This window comes from Halostagnicola bangensis (genome assembly GCF_054653435.1).
The window spans coordinates 2504406-2521579 of record NZ_BAAIGG010000002.1 but is presented as its reverse complement, the minus strand read 5'-3'; the positions used below and the strand labels follow the sequence as shown (position 1 = coordinate 2521579).

16 protein-coding genes and 2 tRNA genes are annotated in these 17174 nt (G+C 59.3%); 9 read left to right on the top strand and 9 right to left on the bottom strand.

The window, feature by feature from the left end:
- Positions 1 to 86: 86 nt before the first annotated feature.
- From ACYQ14_RS14285 to ACYQ14_RS14270, 4 genes are all read left to right on the top strand, one after another.
- Positions 87 to 1224, top strand: a protein-coding gene (locus ACYQ14_RS14285; RefSeq protein ID WP_459889097.1) for an IS630 family transposase whose coding sequence is annotated in 2 segments (ribosomal slippage) — positions 87 to 520 and positions 519 to 1224 — 1140 coding nt in all. Because the reading frame shifts where the segments join, the coding sequence is not laid out codon by codon here.
- 307 nt (positions 1225 to 1531) lie between these two features.
- Positions 1532 to 1954, top strand: coding sequence for an EamA family transporter (locus ACYQ14_RS14280; protein WP_459889096.1), 423 nt, complete (start codon positions 1532 to 1534; stop codon positions 1952 to 1954).
- Positions 1954 to 2370: an EamA family transporter gene (locus tag ACYQ14_RS14275; protein WP_283838102.1), complete on the top strand. Its 417-nt coding sequence runs from the start codon at positions 1954 to 1956 to the stop codon at positions 2368 to 2370. Before ACYQ14_RS14280 ends, ACYQ14_RS14275 begins: the two co-directional genes overlap by 1 nt.
- Before the next feature lie 74 nt (positions 2371 to 2444).
- A complete protein-coding gene (locus ACYQ14_RS14270) occupies positions 2445 to 2621 on the top strand; it encodes a hypothetical protein (protein ID WP_459889095.1) in 177 nt (58 codons plus the stop codon).
- Positions 2622 to 2734: 113 nt separating this feature from the next.
- Here the strand turns inward: ACYQ14_RS14270 and ACYQ14_RS14265 are convergent.
- The 5 genes from ACYQ14_RS14265 to ACYQ14_RS14245 form a co-directional block, all read right to left on the bottom strand.
- Positions 2735 to 2805 (bottom strand) — tRNA-Pro (locus ACYQ14_RS14265).
- Positions 2806 to 2881: 76 nt separating this feature from the next.
- Positions 2882 to 3787: an RNA-guided pseudouridylation complex pseudouridine synthase subunit Cbf5 gene (locus ACYQ14_RS14260; RefSeq protein WP_459889094.1), complete on the bottom strand. Its 906-nt coding sequence runs from the start codon at positions 3785 to 3787 to the stop codon at positions 2882 to 2884.
- Positions 3787 to 4362 carry a (d)CMP kinase gene (gene cmk, locus ACYQ14_RS14255; RefSeq protein WP_459889093.1) on the bottom strand — a complete coding sequence of 192 codons (576 nt, stop codon included), beginning with the start codon at positions 4360 to 4362 and terminating at the stop codon, positions 3787 to 3789. Before cmk ends, ACYQ14_RS14260 begins: the two co-directional genes overlap by 1 nt.
- Positions 4363 to 4519: 157 nt before the next feature.
- Positions 4520 to 5470 carry a DUF106 domain-containing protein gene (locus ACYQ14_RS14250; protein WP_459889092.1) on the bottom strand — a complete coding sequence of 317 codons (951 nt, stop codon included), beginning with the start codon at positions 5468 to 5470 and terminating at the stop codon, positions 4520 to 4522.
- A gap of 183 nt (positions 5471 to 5653) precedes the next feature.
- Positions 5654 to 6289 carry an adenylate kinase gene (locus ACYQ14_RS14245; protein ID WP_459889091.1) on the bottom strand — a complete coding sequence of 212 codons (636 nt, stop codon included), beginning with the start codon at positions 6287 to 6289 and terminating at the stop codon, positions 5654 to 5656.
- A gap of 58 nt (positions 6290 to 6347) precedes the next feature.
- On the opposite strand from ACYQ14_RS14245, the gene ACYQ14_RS14240 reads away from it, so the two are divergent.
- Positions 6348 to 6755 carry a DUF7975 family protein gene (locus tag ACYQ14_RS14240; protein WP_459889090.1) on the top strand — a complete coding sequence of 136 codons (408 nt, stop codon included), beginning with the start codon at positions 6348 to 6350 and terminating at the stop codon, positions 6753 to 6755.
- Positions 6756 to 6815: 60 nt separating this feature from the next.
- On the opposite strand, the gene ACYQ14_RS14235 is transcribed toward ACYQ14_RS14240, so the two are convergent.
- Positions 6816 to 7097: an amphi-Trp domain-containing protein gene (locus ACYQ14_RS14235; RefSeq protein WP_283838094.1), complete on the bottom strand. Its 282-nt coding sequence runs from the start codon at positions 7095 to 7097 to the stop codon at positions 6816 to 6818.
- A gap of 372 nt (positions 7098 to 7469) precedes the next feature.
- On the opposite strand from ACYQ14_RS14235, the gene ACYQ14_RS14230 reads away from it, so the two are divergent.
- From ACYQ14_RS14230 to ACYQ14_RS14215, 4 genes are all read left to right on the top strand, one after another.
- Positions 7470 to 9809, top strand: coding sequence for an amino acid permease (locus ACYQ14_RS14230; RefSeq protein ID WP_459889089.1), 2340 nt, complete (start codon positions 7470 to 7472; stop codon positions 9807 to 9809).
- A 345-nt stretch (positions 9810 to 10154) separates the two neighbouring features.
- Positions 10155 to 11144 (top strand): cytochrome c oxidase subunit II, encoded by a 990-nt coding sequence (coxB, locus tag ACYQ14_RS14225; RefSeq protein WP_459889088.1) that lies wholly within the window; start codon positions 10155 to 10157, stop codon positions 11142 to 11144.
- On the top strand, positions 11144 to 13630 hold the full coding sequence (locus ACYQ14_RS14220) for a cbb3-type cytochrome c oxidase subunit I (protein ID WP_459889087.1): 2487 nt from the start codon (positions 11144 to 11146) through the stop codon (positions 13628 to 13630). The genes coxB and ACYQ14_RS14220 overlap by 1 nt, the downstream gene beginning before the upstream one ends.
- Before the next feature lie 152 nt (positions 13631 to 13782).
- Positions 13783 to 14043 (top strand): cytochrome C oxidase subunit IV family protein, encoded by a 261-nt coding sequence (locus tag ACYQ14_RS14215; protein ID WP_459889086.1) that lies wholly within the window; start codon positions 13783 to 13785, stop codon positions 14041 to 14043.
- A gap of 95 nt (positions 14044 to 14138) precedes the next feature.
- Here the strand turns inward: ACYQ14_RS14215 and ACYQ14_RS14210 are convergent, their stop codons facing one another.
- The 3 genes from ACYQ14_RS14210 to ACYQ14_RS14200 form a co-directional block, all read right to left on the bottom strand.
- Positions 14139 to 14432, bottom strand: a complete 294-nt coding sequence (locus tag ACYQ14_RS14210) for a GYD domain-containing protein (protein WP_459889085.1) — start codon at positions 14430 to 14432, stop codon at positions 14139 to 14141.
- A gap of 622 nt (positions 14433 to 15054) precedes the next feature.
- A tRNA-Val gene (locus ACYQ14_RS14205) sits at positions 15055 to 15129 on the bottom strand.
- A gap of 118 nt (positions 15130 to 15247) precedes the next feature.
- On the bottom strand, positions 15248 to 17167 hold the full coding sequence (locus tag ACYQ14_RS14200) for a PKD domain-containing protein (RefSeq protein ID WP_459889084.1): 1920 nt from the start codon (positions 17165 to 17167) through the stop codon (positions 15248 to 15250).
- Positions 17168 to 17174 lie beyond the last annotated feature (7 nt).

The following is a 17174-nucleotide window of genomic DNA, read 5'->3' as shown; positions in this document are numbered from 1 at the left end:
TTCTGCTAGTCACCTGTACGTGTCGACTAGTGCACTTGCAAGCGTCGACTGCTTAGCTTATCTCTTCTGAGCACCTCTCTACAGGAATGGGACGGAAGAAGCACATCATCAACCTCTCCACCGAGGAACGAAGCGAACTTGAGGCGATTATTTCGACGGGTGAACACAGAGCAGAGGACATCACACGTGCACGAATCCTTCTAAAGGCTGACGAAGGGCTCACAGATCCCGCGATCTGTGAGCACCTCGATTGTTCGATCTCTACACCGTACCGCACGCGAAAAGCGTACTCTGAGCGAGGGCTTGCGGCGCTCCATCGCCGCAAGCCCGACCGCGACTACGAGCCAAAGCTCGATGGCCGTGGTGAGGCTCATTTGCTCTCACTTGCGTGCTCTGACCCACCAGACGGACACTCTCGCTGGACGTATCAGCTCCTCGCCGATCGCTTAGTCACTCTCGAGGAGATCGACCTTGAGTCGATCTCCCGAGAGACCGTTCGACAGCGGTTAAAAAAACGACCTGAAACCGCACCGCTCGAAGTACTGGCTGATTCCACCGAAACAGAACGCTAAGTTCGTCTACCGCATGGAAAACGTGCTTGCGCTCTACCACGAGCCGTACGATGAAGATCGTCCAGTCATTTGCTTCGATGAGTCCAGCAAGACGCTTCACAAGCACGTCAGCGACCCGCTCCCGGTGCGACCGGGAGCGGTCGCACGCGAGGACACTCATTATGAACGCAACGGTGAGCGAAAAATCCATATCGCCACCGAACCGCTCACCGGTTGGCGCCACATCACGGTTACACCGAGACGACGCAAGCGCGAGTTTGTCGACCAAATGCAAGAACTCGCGGATGAGCACTACCCGGATGCAGACCGCATCCGGGTAGTTCTTGACAACCTCAACACGCACAATCCGGCTGCCTTCTACGAGTTTTGTAACCCGAAAGAAGCACGAGAGTATCTCGACCGATTCGAGTTTCACTTCACGCCGAAACACGGGAGCTGGCTCAACATGGCGGAAATCGAGTTGAGTGCGCTTAGCACCCAGTGCCTCAGCCGACGCATTCCTGACGCGGCGACACTCCGAACGGAGGTCGCCGCGTGGGAAACCGAGCGCAACAAGGCTACCGTCTCGATCGACTGGCAGTTCACTACCGATAATGCCCGAACGAAGCTACACCGGCTCTATCCAACCATCAAGGAGAAAGAGCAGAACTAGGCTATCCACACTTGCGAGGGCACTAGCGGACTGGAACGGGTAGTGCCGACCCAATTATCGTGATTGCTTTTTACAAACACGAGGGAATCACCCTCCAGCGTATCCACGAGACTCGACGGATAGATTTGACGCTTCGCCAGCCGACGGTCGGACTCGTTTGCCGTTCACCGACTCAAAAACCCGCAGAACGCACGTTCGAGGCAAATACTCGCGGAACGCACGTTCGAGGCAGGACGATCGAACAAAACGAAGGCGATCAAACAAAATGGCAACAACTGATATACCCGACTCGGAACCACAGAACGACATGGAGTATCTTTTGTGGGTGATCGTCGCACTGCTCGCGTATTCTGTCGTCGCTCCGCTTACGAGTATCGCGACTCGAGACATCCCGGCCGCAGTCGGTCTGTTCTTTGCGACGAACGTCTTCCTGGTGATTACGACGGGCGTGTTGGTACTGACAGGTACTGGAGAGCCGGCCACCGTGATTTCTCAGGACGCCGTCTACATCTACGTCGGCGGATTCTTCCTCACGGTCGGTATCCTGGCGTACGCGTCCGCCCTCGAGGCGGGGCCGGTGAGCGTTGTCGTCCCGATTTTCGGAATGTTCATCGTCGGGAGTTCCGTCATCGGTATCGTCTTCCTCGAGGAGACGCTGTCGGTGACTCGAGGTGCCGGGATCGTCTGTGCCATCGTCGCGATCTATTTCAGCGCGGGTGACGAGCGATAATGCGGCGATATCTCGGCCTCTCGCTCGTCGCGTTCGTCGCTTACAGCCTGGTGGCCCCGCTGATGAAAATCGCGATGGAAACGATCCCGAGCACCGTGGCCGTCTTCCTCTCGAATTTCGTCATGCTCGTACTGATCGGCGGCGTGTTACTCTACAGAGGGGTTTCGGTCCGTCCATATCTCCGCCACTCCAAGATGACCTACGTCATCGCCTGGGGAGTCGCACTTGCCGTCGGCTTGCTGGCGTACTACCGCGCGCTCGAGCTCGGCCCGGTCAGCGTCGTCGTCCCGATCTACGGCCTCTTCATCGCCGTGAGCTCTGTTATCGGCATCGCCTTCCTCGAGGAGTCGCTCACGGTTCGGAAGGCGGCGGGCATCGGGTTCGCCGTGTTGGCTATCGTATTGATGTCGATCTGATCGCTCGATGACGGGCCGTCGCACGGCTGCTCCGATCAGTCATACTTAACCGCTCTGGCGGCCTTACCGTGGCAATGACTGGTGAAAAAGTTCGAACGATGGGCGTCTGTGCCGACTGTGGATCGGCGTACGCGGCGCGCGAACAAGCGGACGGATCGGTACTCCCCATCGGCGTCCGAAACGGATGCACTTGCGGCGGGACGACGTTTCTCGAGGTAGAATCTGGAATCGGCCTCGAGGCCGAGGAATAGCGAAGTGGGGTGGTTTCTAGATAGTTTCCCCAAAGTATGGAACCGTTGAGATACGCATGCTCGATCTCGGCTCTTCCATTGCTGTCGCTCACAGAATTGTTCGCGACAGAAAGTGGGACCGCCGAGAGTCGAACTCAGGTCCTACGGACCCCATCCGCAGAGGATACCACTACCCCACGGTCCCGCATATTGATCGATGGGAGTGGGCTGTTTAAGCGTGTCGTTTCGCGAGGACCGCCCGACCGGGCCGCCCTCGAGGATCAGACCAGAACCCGCTCGAGTTCCACGACCGTTCCCGATTCACTCGAGGCGTCGCCGACGAGCGTCCCGAGACAGACCGCCGCCCCGTTGGGGGTGTAACAGGTCACGAGCGAGCCACGGTCGACGTCGGGGACCTCGAGCACGCCGGGAGCGTACACCGGCGCGCCCTCGGCGACCTCGCGGGCGGCACTTTCGGCGATGACGACCGAGGGAATGTGCTCGAGGATCCGTTCCCCGGGGAGGACGATCTCGTGAAGCGATTCCGGATCGTCGTCCTCGAGCCAGAATTCGAGCGCGTCGAGGAACTCTTCGGCGGTGTGGAGCGTTCGGTCGTCGAAGGGATCCGTCGCCGTCCGGCGAAGGTGCCCCATGTGGCCGCCGGTTCCGAGCGCCAATCCGATATCGTGACAGAGCTTTCGGACGTAGGTGCCACTCTCACAGCGAATTCGTAACAGGACCTGTCGCTCGGTCGCCTCGAGAACCTCCAGATCGTACAGTTCGCGAACGCGCAGCCGACGCGAGACGGCGCTTTTCCGGGGCGGTTTCTGATAGATCGGCCCCTCGAACGCCGAAATCACGGATTCGGCGTCCGCAGGAACCGGGGCGTGACACTCGAGGACGCTGACGTACTCCTTTTGCCCTTCGAGAAACGCCTGCGCGAGGCGGGTCGCATTCCCGAGCATGACCGGCAGACAGCCGGTAACCTTCGGATCGAGCGTTCCGGCGTGGGCGGCGCGATCGATCGTCGTTCCGGCGTCGGCTCGTTCGAGCGAATCGCTGACGGCGTCTCGGATCCACCCGCTGACCTGGTGGGAAGACGGGCCGGGCGGTTTGTCGAGGTTGACGACGCCGAAGGTGAGCAACTCGGCGGGTGAACGGTCGTCCGGTGGGCCGCGGAGATGCATCAAAACTCGTAGTCCAATTCGATCGGGGTTTGTCCTTCGTCACCTTCGCAGTCGAACTCGCCGACTGCGGTGACGAGCATATCGAGGACGGCATCCGGTTCCCAGCGGGCGGTGTTGACCGAGAGATCGTAGATCGTCAGATCGCGGATATCGATCCCATAGTACTCTTCGTACCGCTGGGCCTCGCTCGCCTCTCGAGCCTGGGTTTCCTCCGTCGCCCGGATCGGGTCTTTGTCCTCTCGCTCGGCGATCCGCTCGCCGCGAACGCTCGCGGGCGCGTCGAGCCAGAACCGAAAGTCCGCGCAATCGCCAGCGAGCCAGCCGGCGAGTCGCGATTCGAGTACGAGGTCGTCCTCTTGGGTCGCGATCTCTCGGAGCCGACGGTCCAGGTCGTGGTCGATCTGGTCGTTTTCCTCCGCGAGTTTGTTGAACTCGAGGGGCGTGTATCCGCGTTCGTCGGCGAGTTCACGAAAGATATCACCGCCGCTCACGTGGGAGAGATCGAAGGCTTCAGCAAGTAACTCTGCTGTCGTGCTCTTTCCGCTTCCCGGCGGTCCGGAGACGGTGAGTAACATATCTCACCTCCACGCTACCGGGTAAAATGGGTTTTGAATCGCGACGCTGACCGTTCGGTTCCGGTGGTCGGAGTTTCGATTCGAACAAAGTGGTCTCGAAACGGACGCGACTAAGACGGCGTGAGAAGCGTATTTCTGGGGAGAGTATCGAGTTGGTTCAGGTACTCGAGGGCGTCATGTCGATGTTCAGCGCTTTTCGCAACAACTGCGTAAAGCCCATCGAGCACAGGAAGTACCAGACAATCCAGACGAACATCGGTCCGATAAATCCCTCTTGCCACTGCACCTCGCCGACGAGCGGCATAATGACGTACTGTTCGGTACCCTCAAGCGTCGGGACTTTCCAGTACATCCAGAGGAACAGCGGGATCGTAAAGAGCATGATCCAAACCATCGGTCGGAACTGCTCTTTGAACATCCCGAGGTTGTCGGCCATGGCTTCCATCTGCTCTTCGCGAGCCTGTTGCATCTCGTTTTCGAGCGCCTCGAGTTCCGCCTCGCTCGCGTCGCGCTCTTCGGCTTCTTTCTTGCGCTCGCGAACGTCCTTTTGTTTTTCCTGCATGGCCTTCATCCGCTCTTGATACTTGCCGATGCGTTCGGTGTTCATCAGATTCGCCTGCAGCAGGGTCGAATACAGTCCCGTAAGCATCGCAACCGCGAGAATCACGGCGTAGAACGGAAGCGCAGTGTCGAGCGGGCCGAGCACAATGTCGACCGTGCTCCCGATCGTATTTCGAATTGAATTTCGCATGTAACCGAGCATCATGAGTACGGAGCCGACGGCTGCCATCTTGTCCCACTGGGACCACTTGGCTTCTTCCTCGTCGATGTCGACATCGGGGACATCGATACCGCCACCGCTACCGTCGCCGTCCAGTGCCTCGTCGTAGGCTTCTCTATCGGCAATTTCGAATCCTTCCTCGCCGTCGACGAGGATTCCCTTCTCGATCAGTCGTCCCCACTGCCCGCTCGTGAGGTCGTCGCGGACGTCCGACCATTCGATCTCTCCTCCGTTCTGATCCGCCGTTTCGCGGATCGCCTCGAGCGCCTCGGTCATCGAGCCGTCCTCTCGGACGAGAGAATTGATTTTATCGGCTGTACGCGTCATCTATTCGCTCTTTGGGTGGTCCGATATACAAGTGTTTATCTTCGACAGCGAACTGGAGATCAAACACAAAATACCGTTGCAGCGGACGGATGCAGAACAGAGCGACGAAACGGGGCGTACGTGTCTCGACAGATCGGGTGAGTCGCTCGCTCGAGTGGCCGGAATCCTCGTTGGTGAGCGGTCTCAGGTTTCCGACTCGATCGTTTCCTTGACGTCGTCCCAGACCTGCTCGGGGGCCTGCTCGCCGTCGACACGCTCGAGCGCTCCCTCGTCCTCGTAGTGCTCAATTACCGGTTCGGTGTTTTCTCGGTAGACCCGAAGTCGCTCTTTGACGGTTTCTTCGGTATCGTCGTCGCGTTGAACCAGACGGTCTTCGACCTCGTCGTCTTCCGGGGGGTTGTACTCGACGTGATAGATGTCGCCGGTTTCGGGATCCATTCGGCGGCCGGTGAGTCGATGAACGAGTTCCTCCTCGCTGACCTCGAGCATGAGAGCCAGATCGAGATCGGTCATTCCCTCGAGTTCCTCGGCCTGTTCGAGGTTCCGTGGATAGCCGTCGAGAACGAAGCCGTCTGCCTGTGAGAGTGCCTCGTCGACGATGGCGTTGACGACTTCGTCGGGAACCAGTTCGCCCGCATCCATGTACTCGCCGGGCGTGTCGTACTCGAGGTCGAGGTGGGAGATGTCCATCTCCTTGTTTCCTCGCAAGGCGTCGCCGGTCGTAATGTGGTCGATATCGAAGTGTTCGGTGATCTTCGCGCTCTGTGTTCCTTTCCCGGCCCCAGGTGCCCCCAGGATCAGAATTCGTGGCTGTGCCATACAGAGACCTAACGCACCGTCGCATAAAGTCTTAAAGAAACGAGGACGTGGAATCGGTATGAGCCGATTCGACGCGGCCAAACCCACAGAGCGCCGGTCACTGTTCATCGACGCGATTACCGCCCACCGCGAGCGAGCAAGTCCGTTTCTGACGATCGAGGTCGACGAGGGGGCACTCGGAACGGACGCCGAAACCGCCGAACTCGGCGTTCCGTGGCTCCAGTTCGCGGACGGTATCGTGAACCTCGACTGTACGGATGAGGAACTCGAGCGGTTGAAGTCGTTGCTTTCGGAGTTTCCCGCGTTCAAGATCGACGAACTGACGCGTCCGGAAAACGCCGACGGGACGAACGCGCGTGTGAGCGCGAAAGCGGATCCGAACCGGATCGCACAGTTTCTCGAGGCGGCGATTCAACGTGTCTACGACCTCCCTGAAGATAGCAAGGTCTGGGTCGTCGAAATCTAAAGGGTACAGCGCGAGTTCCACGGATCACCTGACCCGTGGTCGTTTACGAACGAAGAGTATCTACTGGATCGAAAGCGATCCGTCCTCATCGCCCTCGCCCTCGTCCCACTCGAGTTCGAACTCGACACTGAACTCGGCCGGGCCGCCGGAACTCGAGGTTTCTCGCTCGGCTTTGATTTCGAACGTCGGGCGAGATGGCGGCTCCATCGTCACCGACTCGGATCCAGCTTCGAGCGTCAGGTCGTCCGAGCCCTCGAGCGTGTCGGCGACCGTTCGAAGGTAATCAGCGATTTCTGCTCGATCCATCCGCCGCTCGAACGAGAAGAGTACTTCTTCTGGCATACGAATTGTAGGGCAGCGGTAATATAAAGAGTATCGACCGGGTTTCGGTGACTGGACGATAGAAGACGTTCTTAAACGGTGATCTGTCTTCGATACCGTCCTATTTTTACCTTCTGAGGGTCTTGCTCCGCACATGATACCAGACGAAATAACGTTCAGGCGAATCTTTTGTCTGCAGTTTCGAGGGCGGATTCACGGGGGTGTATTGAATGGATGGTAAAAGCAATCAGCCTCCACAACACGCCGATAGCCGGCCGTTGAGACGACAATTCGATGTCGAAGGGGTAGCACAGAGGGACAATAGCAATCGAGTAGCGCAGTCGGTGCCCGTCAAAGCGTGCTTCGGTACCGCAGGTGGGGTGAGCGCCGAAAATGAGTGACGAAGAACTTGCGAAAGACCTCGGACTCCTCTCCGCGCTGACGATCGGTATCGGGACGATGATCGGAGCGGGTATTTTCGTCCTGCCGGGCGTGGCCGCACAGGAGGTCGGTCCGGCCGTCGTCATCTCGTTCGTTCTCGGTGGGATGATCGCACTGATCAACGCGATGTCCGTAAGCGAACTGGGAACGGCGATGCCGAAAGCCGGCGGTGCGTACTACTACATCAACCGCGCACTCGGACCGCTGTTCGGATCGATTTCCGGGATGGGCGACTGGATCGGTCTCGCGTTCGCCTCCGCGTTCTACTGCATCGGATTCGGTGGCTATCTGGCGGATCTTCTCGAGGGTGTCACGGTCTCGTTGCCACTGCTCGGTTCCGTCGCGTTGCTCCCGACGATCGGTCTCGGTCCGTTCACGCTGGGCGGGATCCAGATCGGCGCGATAATCGCGGGCGTGCTCTTCGTCGGGGTCAACTACATCGGCGCGAAAGAAACGGGAAGCATTCAGACGGTGATCGTCACGCTGTTGCTCGGTATCCTTACGATCTTTGCCGTCGTCGGGTTCTTCTCGTTCGACTGGGACACGGTCATGACCGGCGGCAGTCTCACCCCTGAAGGAACGTTCGAAATCCTGCCGGGTGCCGCACTCGTGTTCGTCTCCTATCTTGGCTACGCGAAGATTGCCACTATCGGCGAAGAACTCAAGAATCCCGGTCGAAACCTTCCGATCGCGATTATCGGGAGCGTCGCGATCGTGATGGTCATCTACACGATCCTCGTCGGCCTGCTGATGGGACTGATCCCTTACGATGTCCTCGACGAAGACGCACCCATGTCCGAAGCCGCGGGAGTCGTCTTCGATATCCAATTCGCAGTCGCCGGATTCGACTTCTCCGCACTGGGCGTCGGCGTAACATCGATTACCCTCGCCGCACTCCTGGCGACCGCCTCGAGCGCGAACGCGTCGATCCTCGCGTCCGCGCGAATCAACTTTGCGATGGGACGGGACAAGATCGTTTCCGACTCGCTCAACGAGATCCACCCGACCTACGCGACGCCGTACCGTTCGATCGCCGTCACCGGAGCGATGATCGTCGTCTTCATCATCGTTCTTGGCGAAACGGTTGAAATCCTCTCGAGTGCGGCCAGCGTGCTCCACCTGGTCGTCTACGCGCTGATCAATGTCTCGTTGATCGTCTTCCGGGAGGCCGACGCGCCCGAGTACGACCCGGACTTTACGGTGCCGTTTTACCCGTTCACGCCGATTCTCGGCTTCGTTTTCTCGCTCGCGTTGATCTACTTCATGGACCCCATCGCGTCCGCTATCGGGTTGCTGTTCGTCGTCTTCGCGGTCGTCTGGTACTTCGTCTACGCCCGGCACAACACCGATCGGGAGGGGCTACTGAGTAATTACATCCTCGAGCGCTCCGACGAAATGCCCGATCCAGCGGTCTCGGCCGTTAGCGCCGTCAAACCACACGGCGAGGACGAACCACAAGTGATGGTCGCCATCGCGAATCCGCGAACGGAACGCGCACTCCTTACCCTCGGGAGCGCGCTCGCGCGGGAGAAAGATGGTTCTGTTTTGGCGACACACATCGTGCAGGTTCCGGATCAGACGCCGCTACAACAGGGCGCAGACCAGCTCGATCGAGTGAGCTCCGAATCCGAACGACTGCTCGCCGACGCCAAGGAAAGCACCGAAACGTTCGACGTCGACGTCGAGACGAAGACGATCATTTCCCACCGCTCGCTCGACGAGGTCTTCGACGCCGGACGAGCCGACAACATCGAGGCGATCGTCATGGGAAGCGGCGGCTCGATGCTCGAGAGCGGTCGCGTCGAACGACCGCTCGAGGAGTTGACTACCGACCTGCCAGCCGACGTTCTCGTACTCAACGGGGAGGAAGTCGCACCCGATCGACTGCTGGTTCCGACAGCCGGCGGCGAGGAGTCAGAACTGAGTGGGGAGATCGCTCGCGCACTCCGCGAGGAGTATGAGAGCGAGATCACTCTGCTTCACGTCGTCGATAGCCCCGAAGAACGCGAGGAGGGCGAAGCGTTCATCAGGGAGTGGGCGACAGAGAACGACCTCGCGGACGCGACGCTTCGGGTCGACGATTCGGGCGACGTCGGAAGCGCCATCGAGCGGGAAGCGGCGGATCACTCGATGGTGCTTATCGGCGCGACGAGACGCGGCTTGCTCTCGAGATACGTTCGCGGATCGGAGGTTTCGGACATCGTCGAACGACTCGACGTACCGGTGCTTCTGACCGAAAAACGCTCCTCGCGGACGCTTCGTGAACAGCTGTTCGGCCGCCGAGAGGAGTGACGGTCGTCGAACGGGGCCCATTTCGGAGCGGCCGAACATATTCGCGTCATCGGCCGATTAGAGCGGTAATACGCGGTTTCTGGCGACGAATAGCGCATTGAGAGCGACAGAAAAAAGACCCGTGGGTCAAACAGACTAGTGACGGACTAGGGGAGTACACAACTGGTCACGAACGATACCTCGTAAGACGCGGTCGTGACAGTGTCGCGGACAGCGTTTCCAAATAGATAAGTGCTCCCAGCGAGCATCGTCCGACATATACCCGGTTTCCAAATAGAGGTGAACACAATCTACAGCGCACTTCCAACTCCGACTCCATTGCAGATTGGCACGGGTGCCGAGGACATGACACGTGTCGACGTGTTCGAGGACATCTTCCTCGTCTTCCTCGCACTCGGTACACTCGTCGGTATTATCGTCGTCTCGTATACACTGTACAACGCGTACAAGTACCGTGATACGGAGGACCGAACCGACGACAAAGATCTGCCGGCGCTCGGAGAACTTCCGACAGGCGGAGGCAGCGGCAAGAAACTATTCGTCTCGTTCATTCTGAGTGCGATCGTCGTGATCGCGCTCATCGTCTGGACGTACGGGATGCTCCTGTACGTCGAAGACGGCCCCGACGAACTCGACGAAGACGCGATCGAGGTCGATGTCCAGGGGTCCGCGTTTAGCTGGTCCTACGAGTACGACAACGGACTCGAGCCGAACGAACTGGTCGTTCCGGCCGATGAGCCGGTCCAAATAAGCGTCACATCAACTGACGTCTGGCACACATTTGGGATAACACAAGAACGGGTGAAAGCCGACGCTATCCCCGGTGAACACGACGAAACGTGGTTCATCGCCGAAGATCCAGGCGAGTACGAGAACGCGATCGAGTGCTTCGAACTCTGCGGCCAGAGTCACACCAGCATGGATGATGACTTCGTCGTCCTCGAGGACCAGGAGGCCTACGAGGAATGGGTCGACGAGCAGTTCACGCTCGACATCACCCTCGAGGACGAAGACGAAGAGCCCGTGACCGAAGGCGTCGACGAACTCACCCTCGTTCACCAGGAAGAGGAAGACCACGAGTACGCCTACGACGGTGACGAATTCGAGAATGGCTCGATAACGATCAACGAAATCGATCAGGGCGGCGACTACGATGTCGAAATCACGCCGGAAGGCGACGAATTCGAGCCGGTCGAAGAAAGTATCGTATTCACCGGCCCGTCCGACGAAACGTTCACGCTCGAATCGCCGGAAGACGAAGAAGACGATGAAGAGAATAACGAGGATGAAGGCAACGACGAAACGGACAACGACGAAGAGGGTGGTGAGAACTGATGAGTGATCTACCGCCAAAAACGTCGATCAAGCGGTGGTTAGTCACGACGAACCACAAAGACGTCGGGACGCTCTATCTCGCCACGGCGCTTTTCTTCCTCGTGCTCGGCGGGATGATGGCGCTGTTGTTCCGGGCCCAGCTGTGGCAGTCCGGCGGCACCGGAATCCTCTCCGGTGACGGCTTTAACCAGGCTGTGACAGCTCACGGGCTGATAATGGTGTTCTGGTTCCTCTCCCCGATTGCATCCGGGTTCGCGAACTACTTCGTCCCGCTTCAGATCGGAGCCAAGGACCTCGCGTTCCCCCGACTGAACGCCCTGAGTTACTGGTTCTACCTGTTCTCGGGAATCATGATCGCGCTTTCGTTCTTCCAGGGTGGAACGTTCGCCGGCGGGTGGACGATGTATGCCCCGCTAAACGTTCCAACGTACACGCCCGCGGTTGAGGCGACGACGGGGGGGACTATAACGGTATTCGCGTTAATCCTGTTCGTCCTCTCGATTACCCTCGGGACGATAAACTTCCTCGTGACCATCCACCGGTCGCGTGCTGAAGGGCTCGGCCTGTGGAACATTCCGCTGTTTACCTGGTCGTGGCTGCTCACGGTCTGGATGATGCTGTTCGCGTTCGCGGCTCTGCTCGCGGCGCTCTTACTGTTAGGAATAGACCGGGTCATGATGACCCAGTACTTCGCGACCGATCAAGGGTCCGGCTTACTCTGGGCGCACCTGTTCTGGTTCTTCGGCCATCCGGAGGTGTACATCGTCTTCTTCCCCGCACTGGGGATCATGTTCGAGACGTTCCAGACCTTCTGTGGTCGCCGTCTCGTCGGCCGAAAATGGGTCATCATCGCGATGGTCCTCGTGGCGGTCCAGTCGTTCCTCGTCTGGATGCACCACATGTTCCTGACGACGATCAACTTGGAGATCAAGACGCTGATCATGGCGACCACCATCGGGATTTCGTTACCGTTCGACCTGATGGTGTTCGCGCTGATCTACACCATGGTCAAGGGGCGGGTCAGATTCACGACGCCGTTCCTGTTCAGTCTCGGTGCGCTCGTCCTGTTCATCCTCGGCGGTATTACGGGGGTCTTCCTCGGTGCCGTCGTGCTTGACTACGAGTTCCGTGGCACCTACTGGGTCGTCGCTCACTTCCACTACGTGATGGTCTCCGGCGTCACTGCGTTGATCGCCGGGCTCTACTACTGGTGGCCCAAGATCTCCGGGAAGATGTACTCCGAGAAGCTCGGCAAGCTCAACTTCGCCGTCTACTTCTTCGGGTTCAACCTGCTTTACTTCCCGATGTTCCTCGCCTGGGAGACGCCACGTCGTGTCTTCCACTACGGGGAGGGGATGCAGATTTACCACCAGATGGCGACCGTCGGCGCGTTCGTCCTTGCGACGTCGTTCGCGATCATGTTCATCACGTTCGGCCACAGCTACCTCTACGGGCCGAAAGCGCCGGACAACCCGTGGAAGTACTCCCGAACGGCGGAATGGGCGATTCCATCACCACCGCCGCTTGACAACTGGAGCGGCCGCCCATCCTACGCGAGCGGCCAACTCGAGTTCGTCGACGACACCGCGAAAGCGACCGACGGCGGCGTCGCAACCGAATCACCCGCCGCACAGGCGGAAGAAGAACACGCAGATCACGCGAGCATCTGGCCGTTCGGTATCGGCCTCGGTACCTTCGTGACCTTCATCGGCATCAGTGGACTGACACCGTACGTCTACGAGTTCATGGAGTCGGCGGTCGAAGCCGGCGACGCCGAAATCGCCAACGGGATGCCAGCTGGCCCCGCCGCTGAACCGGACATCATGTACCCGATACTCACCGTTATCGGACTCGTGATTCTCACGTACACGCTGTTCAAGTTCGGTGTCGAGGAGTTCAACGCACCCGAGATGGCCATCGCCGAACGCTGGCCGTTCGGCGGCATCGACAACACCAAGATGGGCGTCTGGGTGTTCCTTGCATCCGACGTCGTGGTCTTCGGCGCGGCAATCGGCGCGTACGTGTTCATGCGTATCCACATGGGCTGGACCGAATGGGAGACGATTCCGTTCGCCTCCTGGCCCGGCCTACTGAACACGTACATCCTGCTCACCTCGAGTTTCACCGTCATCCTCGCGCTCGTGATGGCAGAACGCCAGAACAAGAAAGGGCTTCTCGCAACCCTCGGCGCGACGATGTTACTCGGATTCGCGTTCATGGGCGTGAAAGCCTACGAGTACAGCGTCAAGTTCAGTGACGGAGAGTACTGGTTCACCGGGCTCGAGTACTCGCTGTACTACGTGACGACGGGGCTCCACGCGTTACACGTGATACTCGGCCTGATCGTTGCAGGCTTTATGATCTATCGAGTCCTCTCGATAGACGCTTACCTCGAGGATCATCGGCCCGTCGAGTACTTCGGCCTCTACTGGCACTTCGTCGACATCGTGTGGGTCTTCCTGTTCCCACTGTTCTACCTGATGTAGCGGCCGTCGCGACGACGCGTTCTTTTTACGTTGTTTTTGAATCCACAACGCTCGAAAACAGGTCAATAGCCGCGCGGTCGTGGAGAATTCGACGCTCGATCTCGAGCGATATGAGGAAGCTATAAGTGCCCTTCAACCCCAATCAGCTATCAATGGCGAGTGTTCGGACCTACGCGATCATTTACGTGGTGTTGCTCGTGCTGGGTACTGCGAAGTTCGTATTCTTCGAATTCGACTTCGACTACTGGACGGCGATGGGCGGGGTTATGCTACTAGCGGTAGCCAAAACCCTCCTGATCGCCGGCTACTACCAGCACCTTATCGAAGAACCGCGCGCGATAACATACATGATGGTGGTTGCCGTATTCATGGTGTTCTTGCTCACCGTGGCCGCTGGCTTCTCCATCCAGTAATCAGTCACAGCCGACGCTGTTTTCGGTTCGTCTTTCCGTTCGACTCGAGAGTTCGAATATCGGGCCGCCGTTCGTTCGCACGTCCGAATCGATATCTACGGGATTCCCTCGAGTAGCTCTCTCGACGCCTCCCTCGAGAAGGCTTTGAGCGTCTCCGAACTAACGTTGCCCTTTTCGGTGACCGCGAGGACCGCCTGCGCGGCCGTTTCGTCGTCGGGGAACTCGCTGATCGTCATCGTATCGTACCGCCCCATCAGCATGTAAAACTCCTCGAGTTGCCCGCCCATCTCGTCGAACAGTTCCTCGATCCGATCGACGCGCTCCGGGCTGTCTCTGACCGTCTGTGAACCTTGCTCCGTGAACTCCCAAAGGGTGACGTACGTGGACATTGCGGTGGTACCGCCACCGGCTCGAGAGATAAACCCCTACCACCGGGCCAGCGACAAACATCGACTCGCGAATATTCACGGTCGTCGGCTTCAGATCGGTCGGCCTCGAGGGTCTGGGGGCCTCTCGAGACGAATCAGCGTTCGTCTCGAGTAGCCGGTACCAATGGTCGAATTGGATCTGAACCTCGTTAGGATTTTGAGCCGTTTCCGGGTTCGTTTGCGACAGAAGTAGTGCTCGAGCAGATTTGAACCACGCCGAGACGTTCCGGGTCGCTCACTTCGTTCGCTTCCCGGGCGTGCGACTCGTCTCGTTCATACTGTCCCAACATTACGAGACCGTCACTCACGGATTTGCTTGCGACAGAACTAGTGGGTTGGGGCAGATTTGAACCACGGTCGTTCCACTCACTACGTTCGCTTCTCTCCCTGATTCAAATCTACCCGCACCATGTCTCAGCGACGAGCGCCTCGCTCCGCTCGTCGCATGATGTCGCTGAGAAATGGGTTGGGGCAGATTTGAACTGCTTCAAGACATGCTCGCTTCGCTGCGCGTGACTTGCTTAGTTCAAACTGCCCAACATAACGATTTTGCTGCTCGCGGAGTTGCTCGCAGCAAAAGTAGTGGGTTGGGGCAGATTTGAACTGCCGACTTCCTCCGTGTGAAGGAGGTATCATAACCGGACTAGATCACCAACCCGCACCAGATTGTATCCGAGCGTTCGACTTAAGACTTCCTTTCAATCGCCGGTCGGCGACTTCTCGAGCGCCCCCACCGAATTCGACCGTCGAAATCGTGACGCCGCCTTGAAGAACGGTCAGTTCGATCTCCGTAAACGATTCATCGAGAGGAGAACAGCGAACGCCGCGATTGCAGCCGGAGCGGTGAATCCCGGAATTCCGTCGTCAGCCGTATCGTCGTCACCTGAATCATCGTCACCTTGCAGATCGCTCTCGTCCGGGTCATCACCGCGGGTCTCGTCGTCCCGTTCACTTTCGTCCGATTCGCCCTCCGCTCGGTCTGGCTCGACTGTCGTGGCTGCGTTACGACTGTTTGCGCCCGTCTCGACCGCATGGCGATACGTCCCCGGGTCGTCCGGAGCGGTGACGGTAAACGAGAGCGTCTCCGACGCTCCGCCAGTGAGGTTCAACGACTCCTCGTCGCGTACCGAGCCATCGAACTCGTAGGTGATCTCGCCGGTGGCGTTGGCATCGGCCGTATTTTCGACCGTGACTGTGGCCTCGAGCGAGTCGCCCGCGGTCGCCTCCTCGGGAACCTCGATCTGGGTCACCTCGAGGGGGTCGGCGGCCGCCGACACGTTGACCGTCTCCGTACTCGTATCCGTCTCACCGTCCGCGTTCTCGACGGTCAGTTCGATCTTCGTCTCGCCGGCAGACTCGAGGGTAACGTTCGTCCGTTCGCCGCTTGCCTCCGCGTCGCCGACCGTCCAGTTGTAGGCGTCGATATCGTCGCCCGTGGTGTTTCTGGCGTCGAGGGTCACCGTTTCTCCCACGACTGGGTTCGACGGCTCGACGTCGAACGTGGCCTCGAGTTGGGATCCCGCACCTGGTTCCGTACCGGGGCCCGTGTCGCCGTCGACGGGCTCGCCGCCGGTGAGCTCGAGGTCGATAGTGCCGTCGTCGGGCGTCTCGACTTCGATATACTCGTCTAGGGTGTCACAGTGCTCCTCGTCGTCGACGCCGCCGCGCTCTAAGACCTCCGCATCGACGGGTTCGACGGAACCGAAAGCCGTGTAGAAGACGAACGGCCCGTCGTACCAGTGGGCTTCGGCGTCGAACGTGACGTAGCCGTCCTCGCCCTCGTAGGTCACCTCCCAGATAACGTGATCGTCGTCGACGATCGGTCCGGTATCGGCAGTGTCGCCCGCCTCAAGGGGCGTGCGCTCGTCGTAATCCCCGTGAGTGCACGCGTGAGCATGGTTGACGTTCTGTTCGCCGAGAAGCTCGAGGCTGTAGGTCGTCGGGTCGGGCTCCGGTTTGGGGTCAGGCTCGGGATCCGTTCCGGGGCCAGAGCCGGGCCCCGATCCGGATCCGGAGTCAGCATCGTCCTCGACCGTAAGGTCGATTTTGTCGCTTTCGGTCGTCCCGTCGCTGTACTCGGCGACGATGGACACGTCGCCGTTGGCTTCTCCCTTGATCGTCGTTCCGTCGACGGACGCGACCTCGCTGTCTGCGCTCGAGAGGACCGCCTCGTCGGTGACGGTTTCGGTCGTCCCGTCGTCGAAGGTGGCCGTCACCGTCGCTTCGGTCGTTTCGCCGGGCTCGAGTGCGGCTTCGGCCAGTTCAACCGTGATGGACTCGAGTTCGGTCGGCTCGTACTCGAATGCGCCGGCGGGGAACTCGAGGGGCCGTTCGACGGTTCCAGGCTCGAGATCGACCGGACTCTCGACGGCTTCCGGGCCGGACGCGTCCCCAACGCGGAACGAAACCTCCTCGCCGGCGGCGCTGTCGAGGCTCAGCTTCTCGTCGAATGGGCCGTCGCCGCCGTATTCGCCAGCGGTTTCGACGGATATCTCGCCCGCAACCTCGCCGTCGACGACTGTGACGAGGATCGTGCCGGGGTCGGCCTCGATACCGTCTTCGTCGACGACGGATCCATAGAAATTCGCCGGCTCGCCGGGTGGACTGCCATCCTGTGCGGTCACGGCGAACGTGGCGCCGACTGCAACCGCCGAAAGCACCACCAGCGCCGCGACGAGCGTTCGTGAGTTGTTCATTGGTAGT

Coding starts and splice junctions, on each gene's coding strand:
- ACYQ14_RS14280 (WP_459889096.1), top strand. CDS start 1,532: ATGGAGTATCTTTTGTGGGTGATCGTCGCACTGCTCGCGTATTCTGTC.
- ACYQ14_RS14220 (WP_459889087.1), top strand. CDS start 11,144: ATGAGTGATCTACCGCCAAAAACGTCGATCAAGCGGTGGTTAGTCACG.
- ACYQ14_RS14245 (WP_459889091.1), bottom strand. CDS start 6,289: ATGGCACAGCCACGAATTCTGATCCTGGGGGCACCTGGGGCCGGGAAA.
- ACYQ14_RS14235 (WP_283838094.1), bottom strand. CDS start 7,097: ATGCCAGAAGAAGTACTCTTCTCGTTCGAGCGGCGGATGGATCGAGCA.
- ACYQ14_RS14275 (WP_283838102.1), top strand. CDS start 1,954: ATGCGGCGATATCTCGGCCTCTCGCTCGTCGCGTTCGTCGCTTACAGC.
- ACYQ14_RS14230 (WP_459889089.1), top strand. CDS start 7,470: ATGAGTGACGAAGAACTTGCGAAAGACCTCGGACTCCTCTCCGCGCTG.
- coxB (WP_459889088.1), top strand. CDS start 10,155: ATGACACGTGTCGACGTGTTCGAGGACATCTTCCTCGTCTTCCTCGCA.
- ACYQ14_RS14240 (WP_459889090.1), top strand. CDS start 6,348: ATGAGCCGATTCGACGCGGCCAAACCCACAGAGCGCCGGTCACTGTTC.
- ACYQ14_RS14270 (WP_459889095.1), top strand. CDS start 2,445: ATGACTGGTGAAAAAGTTCGAACGATGGGCGTCTGTGCCGACTGTGGA.
- ACYQ14_RS14250 (WP_459889092.1), bottom strand. CDS start 5,470: ATGACGCGTACAGCCGATAAAATCAATTCTCTCGTCCGAGAGGACGGC.
- ACYQ14_RS14260 (WP_459889094.1), bottom strand. CDS start 3,787: ATGCATCTCCGCGGCCCACCGGACGACCGTTCACCCGCCGAGTTGCTC.
- ACYQ14_RS14210 (WP_459889085.1), bottom strand. CDS start 14,432: ATGTCCACGTACGTCACCCTTTGGGAGTTCACGGAGCAAGGTTCACAG.
- ACYQ14_RS14215 (WP_459889086.1), top strand. CDS start 13,783: ATGGCGAGTGTTCGGACCTACGCGATCATTTACGTGGTGTTGCTCGTG.
- cmk (WP_459889093.1), bottom strand. CDS start 4,362: ATGTTACTCACCGTCTCCGGACCGCCGGGAAGCGGAAAGAGCACGACA.
- ACYQ14_RS14200 (WP_459889084.1), bottom strand. CDS start 17,167: ATGAACAACTCACGAACGCTCGTCGCGGCGCTGGTGGTGCTTTCGGCG.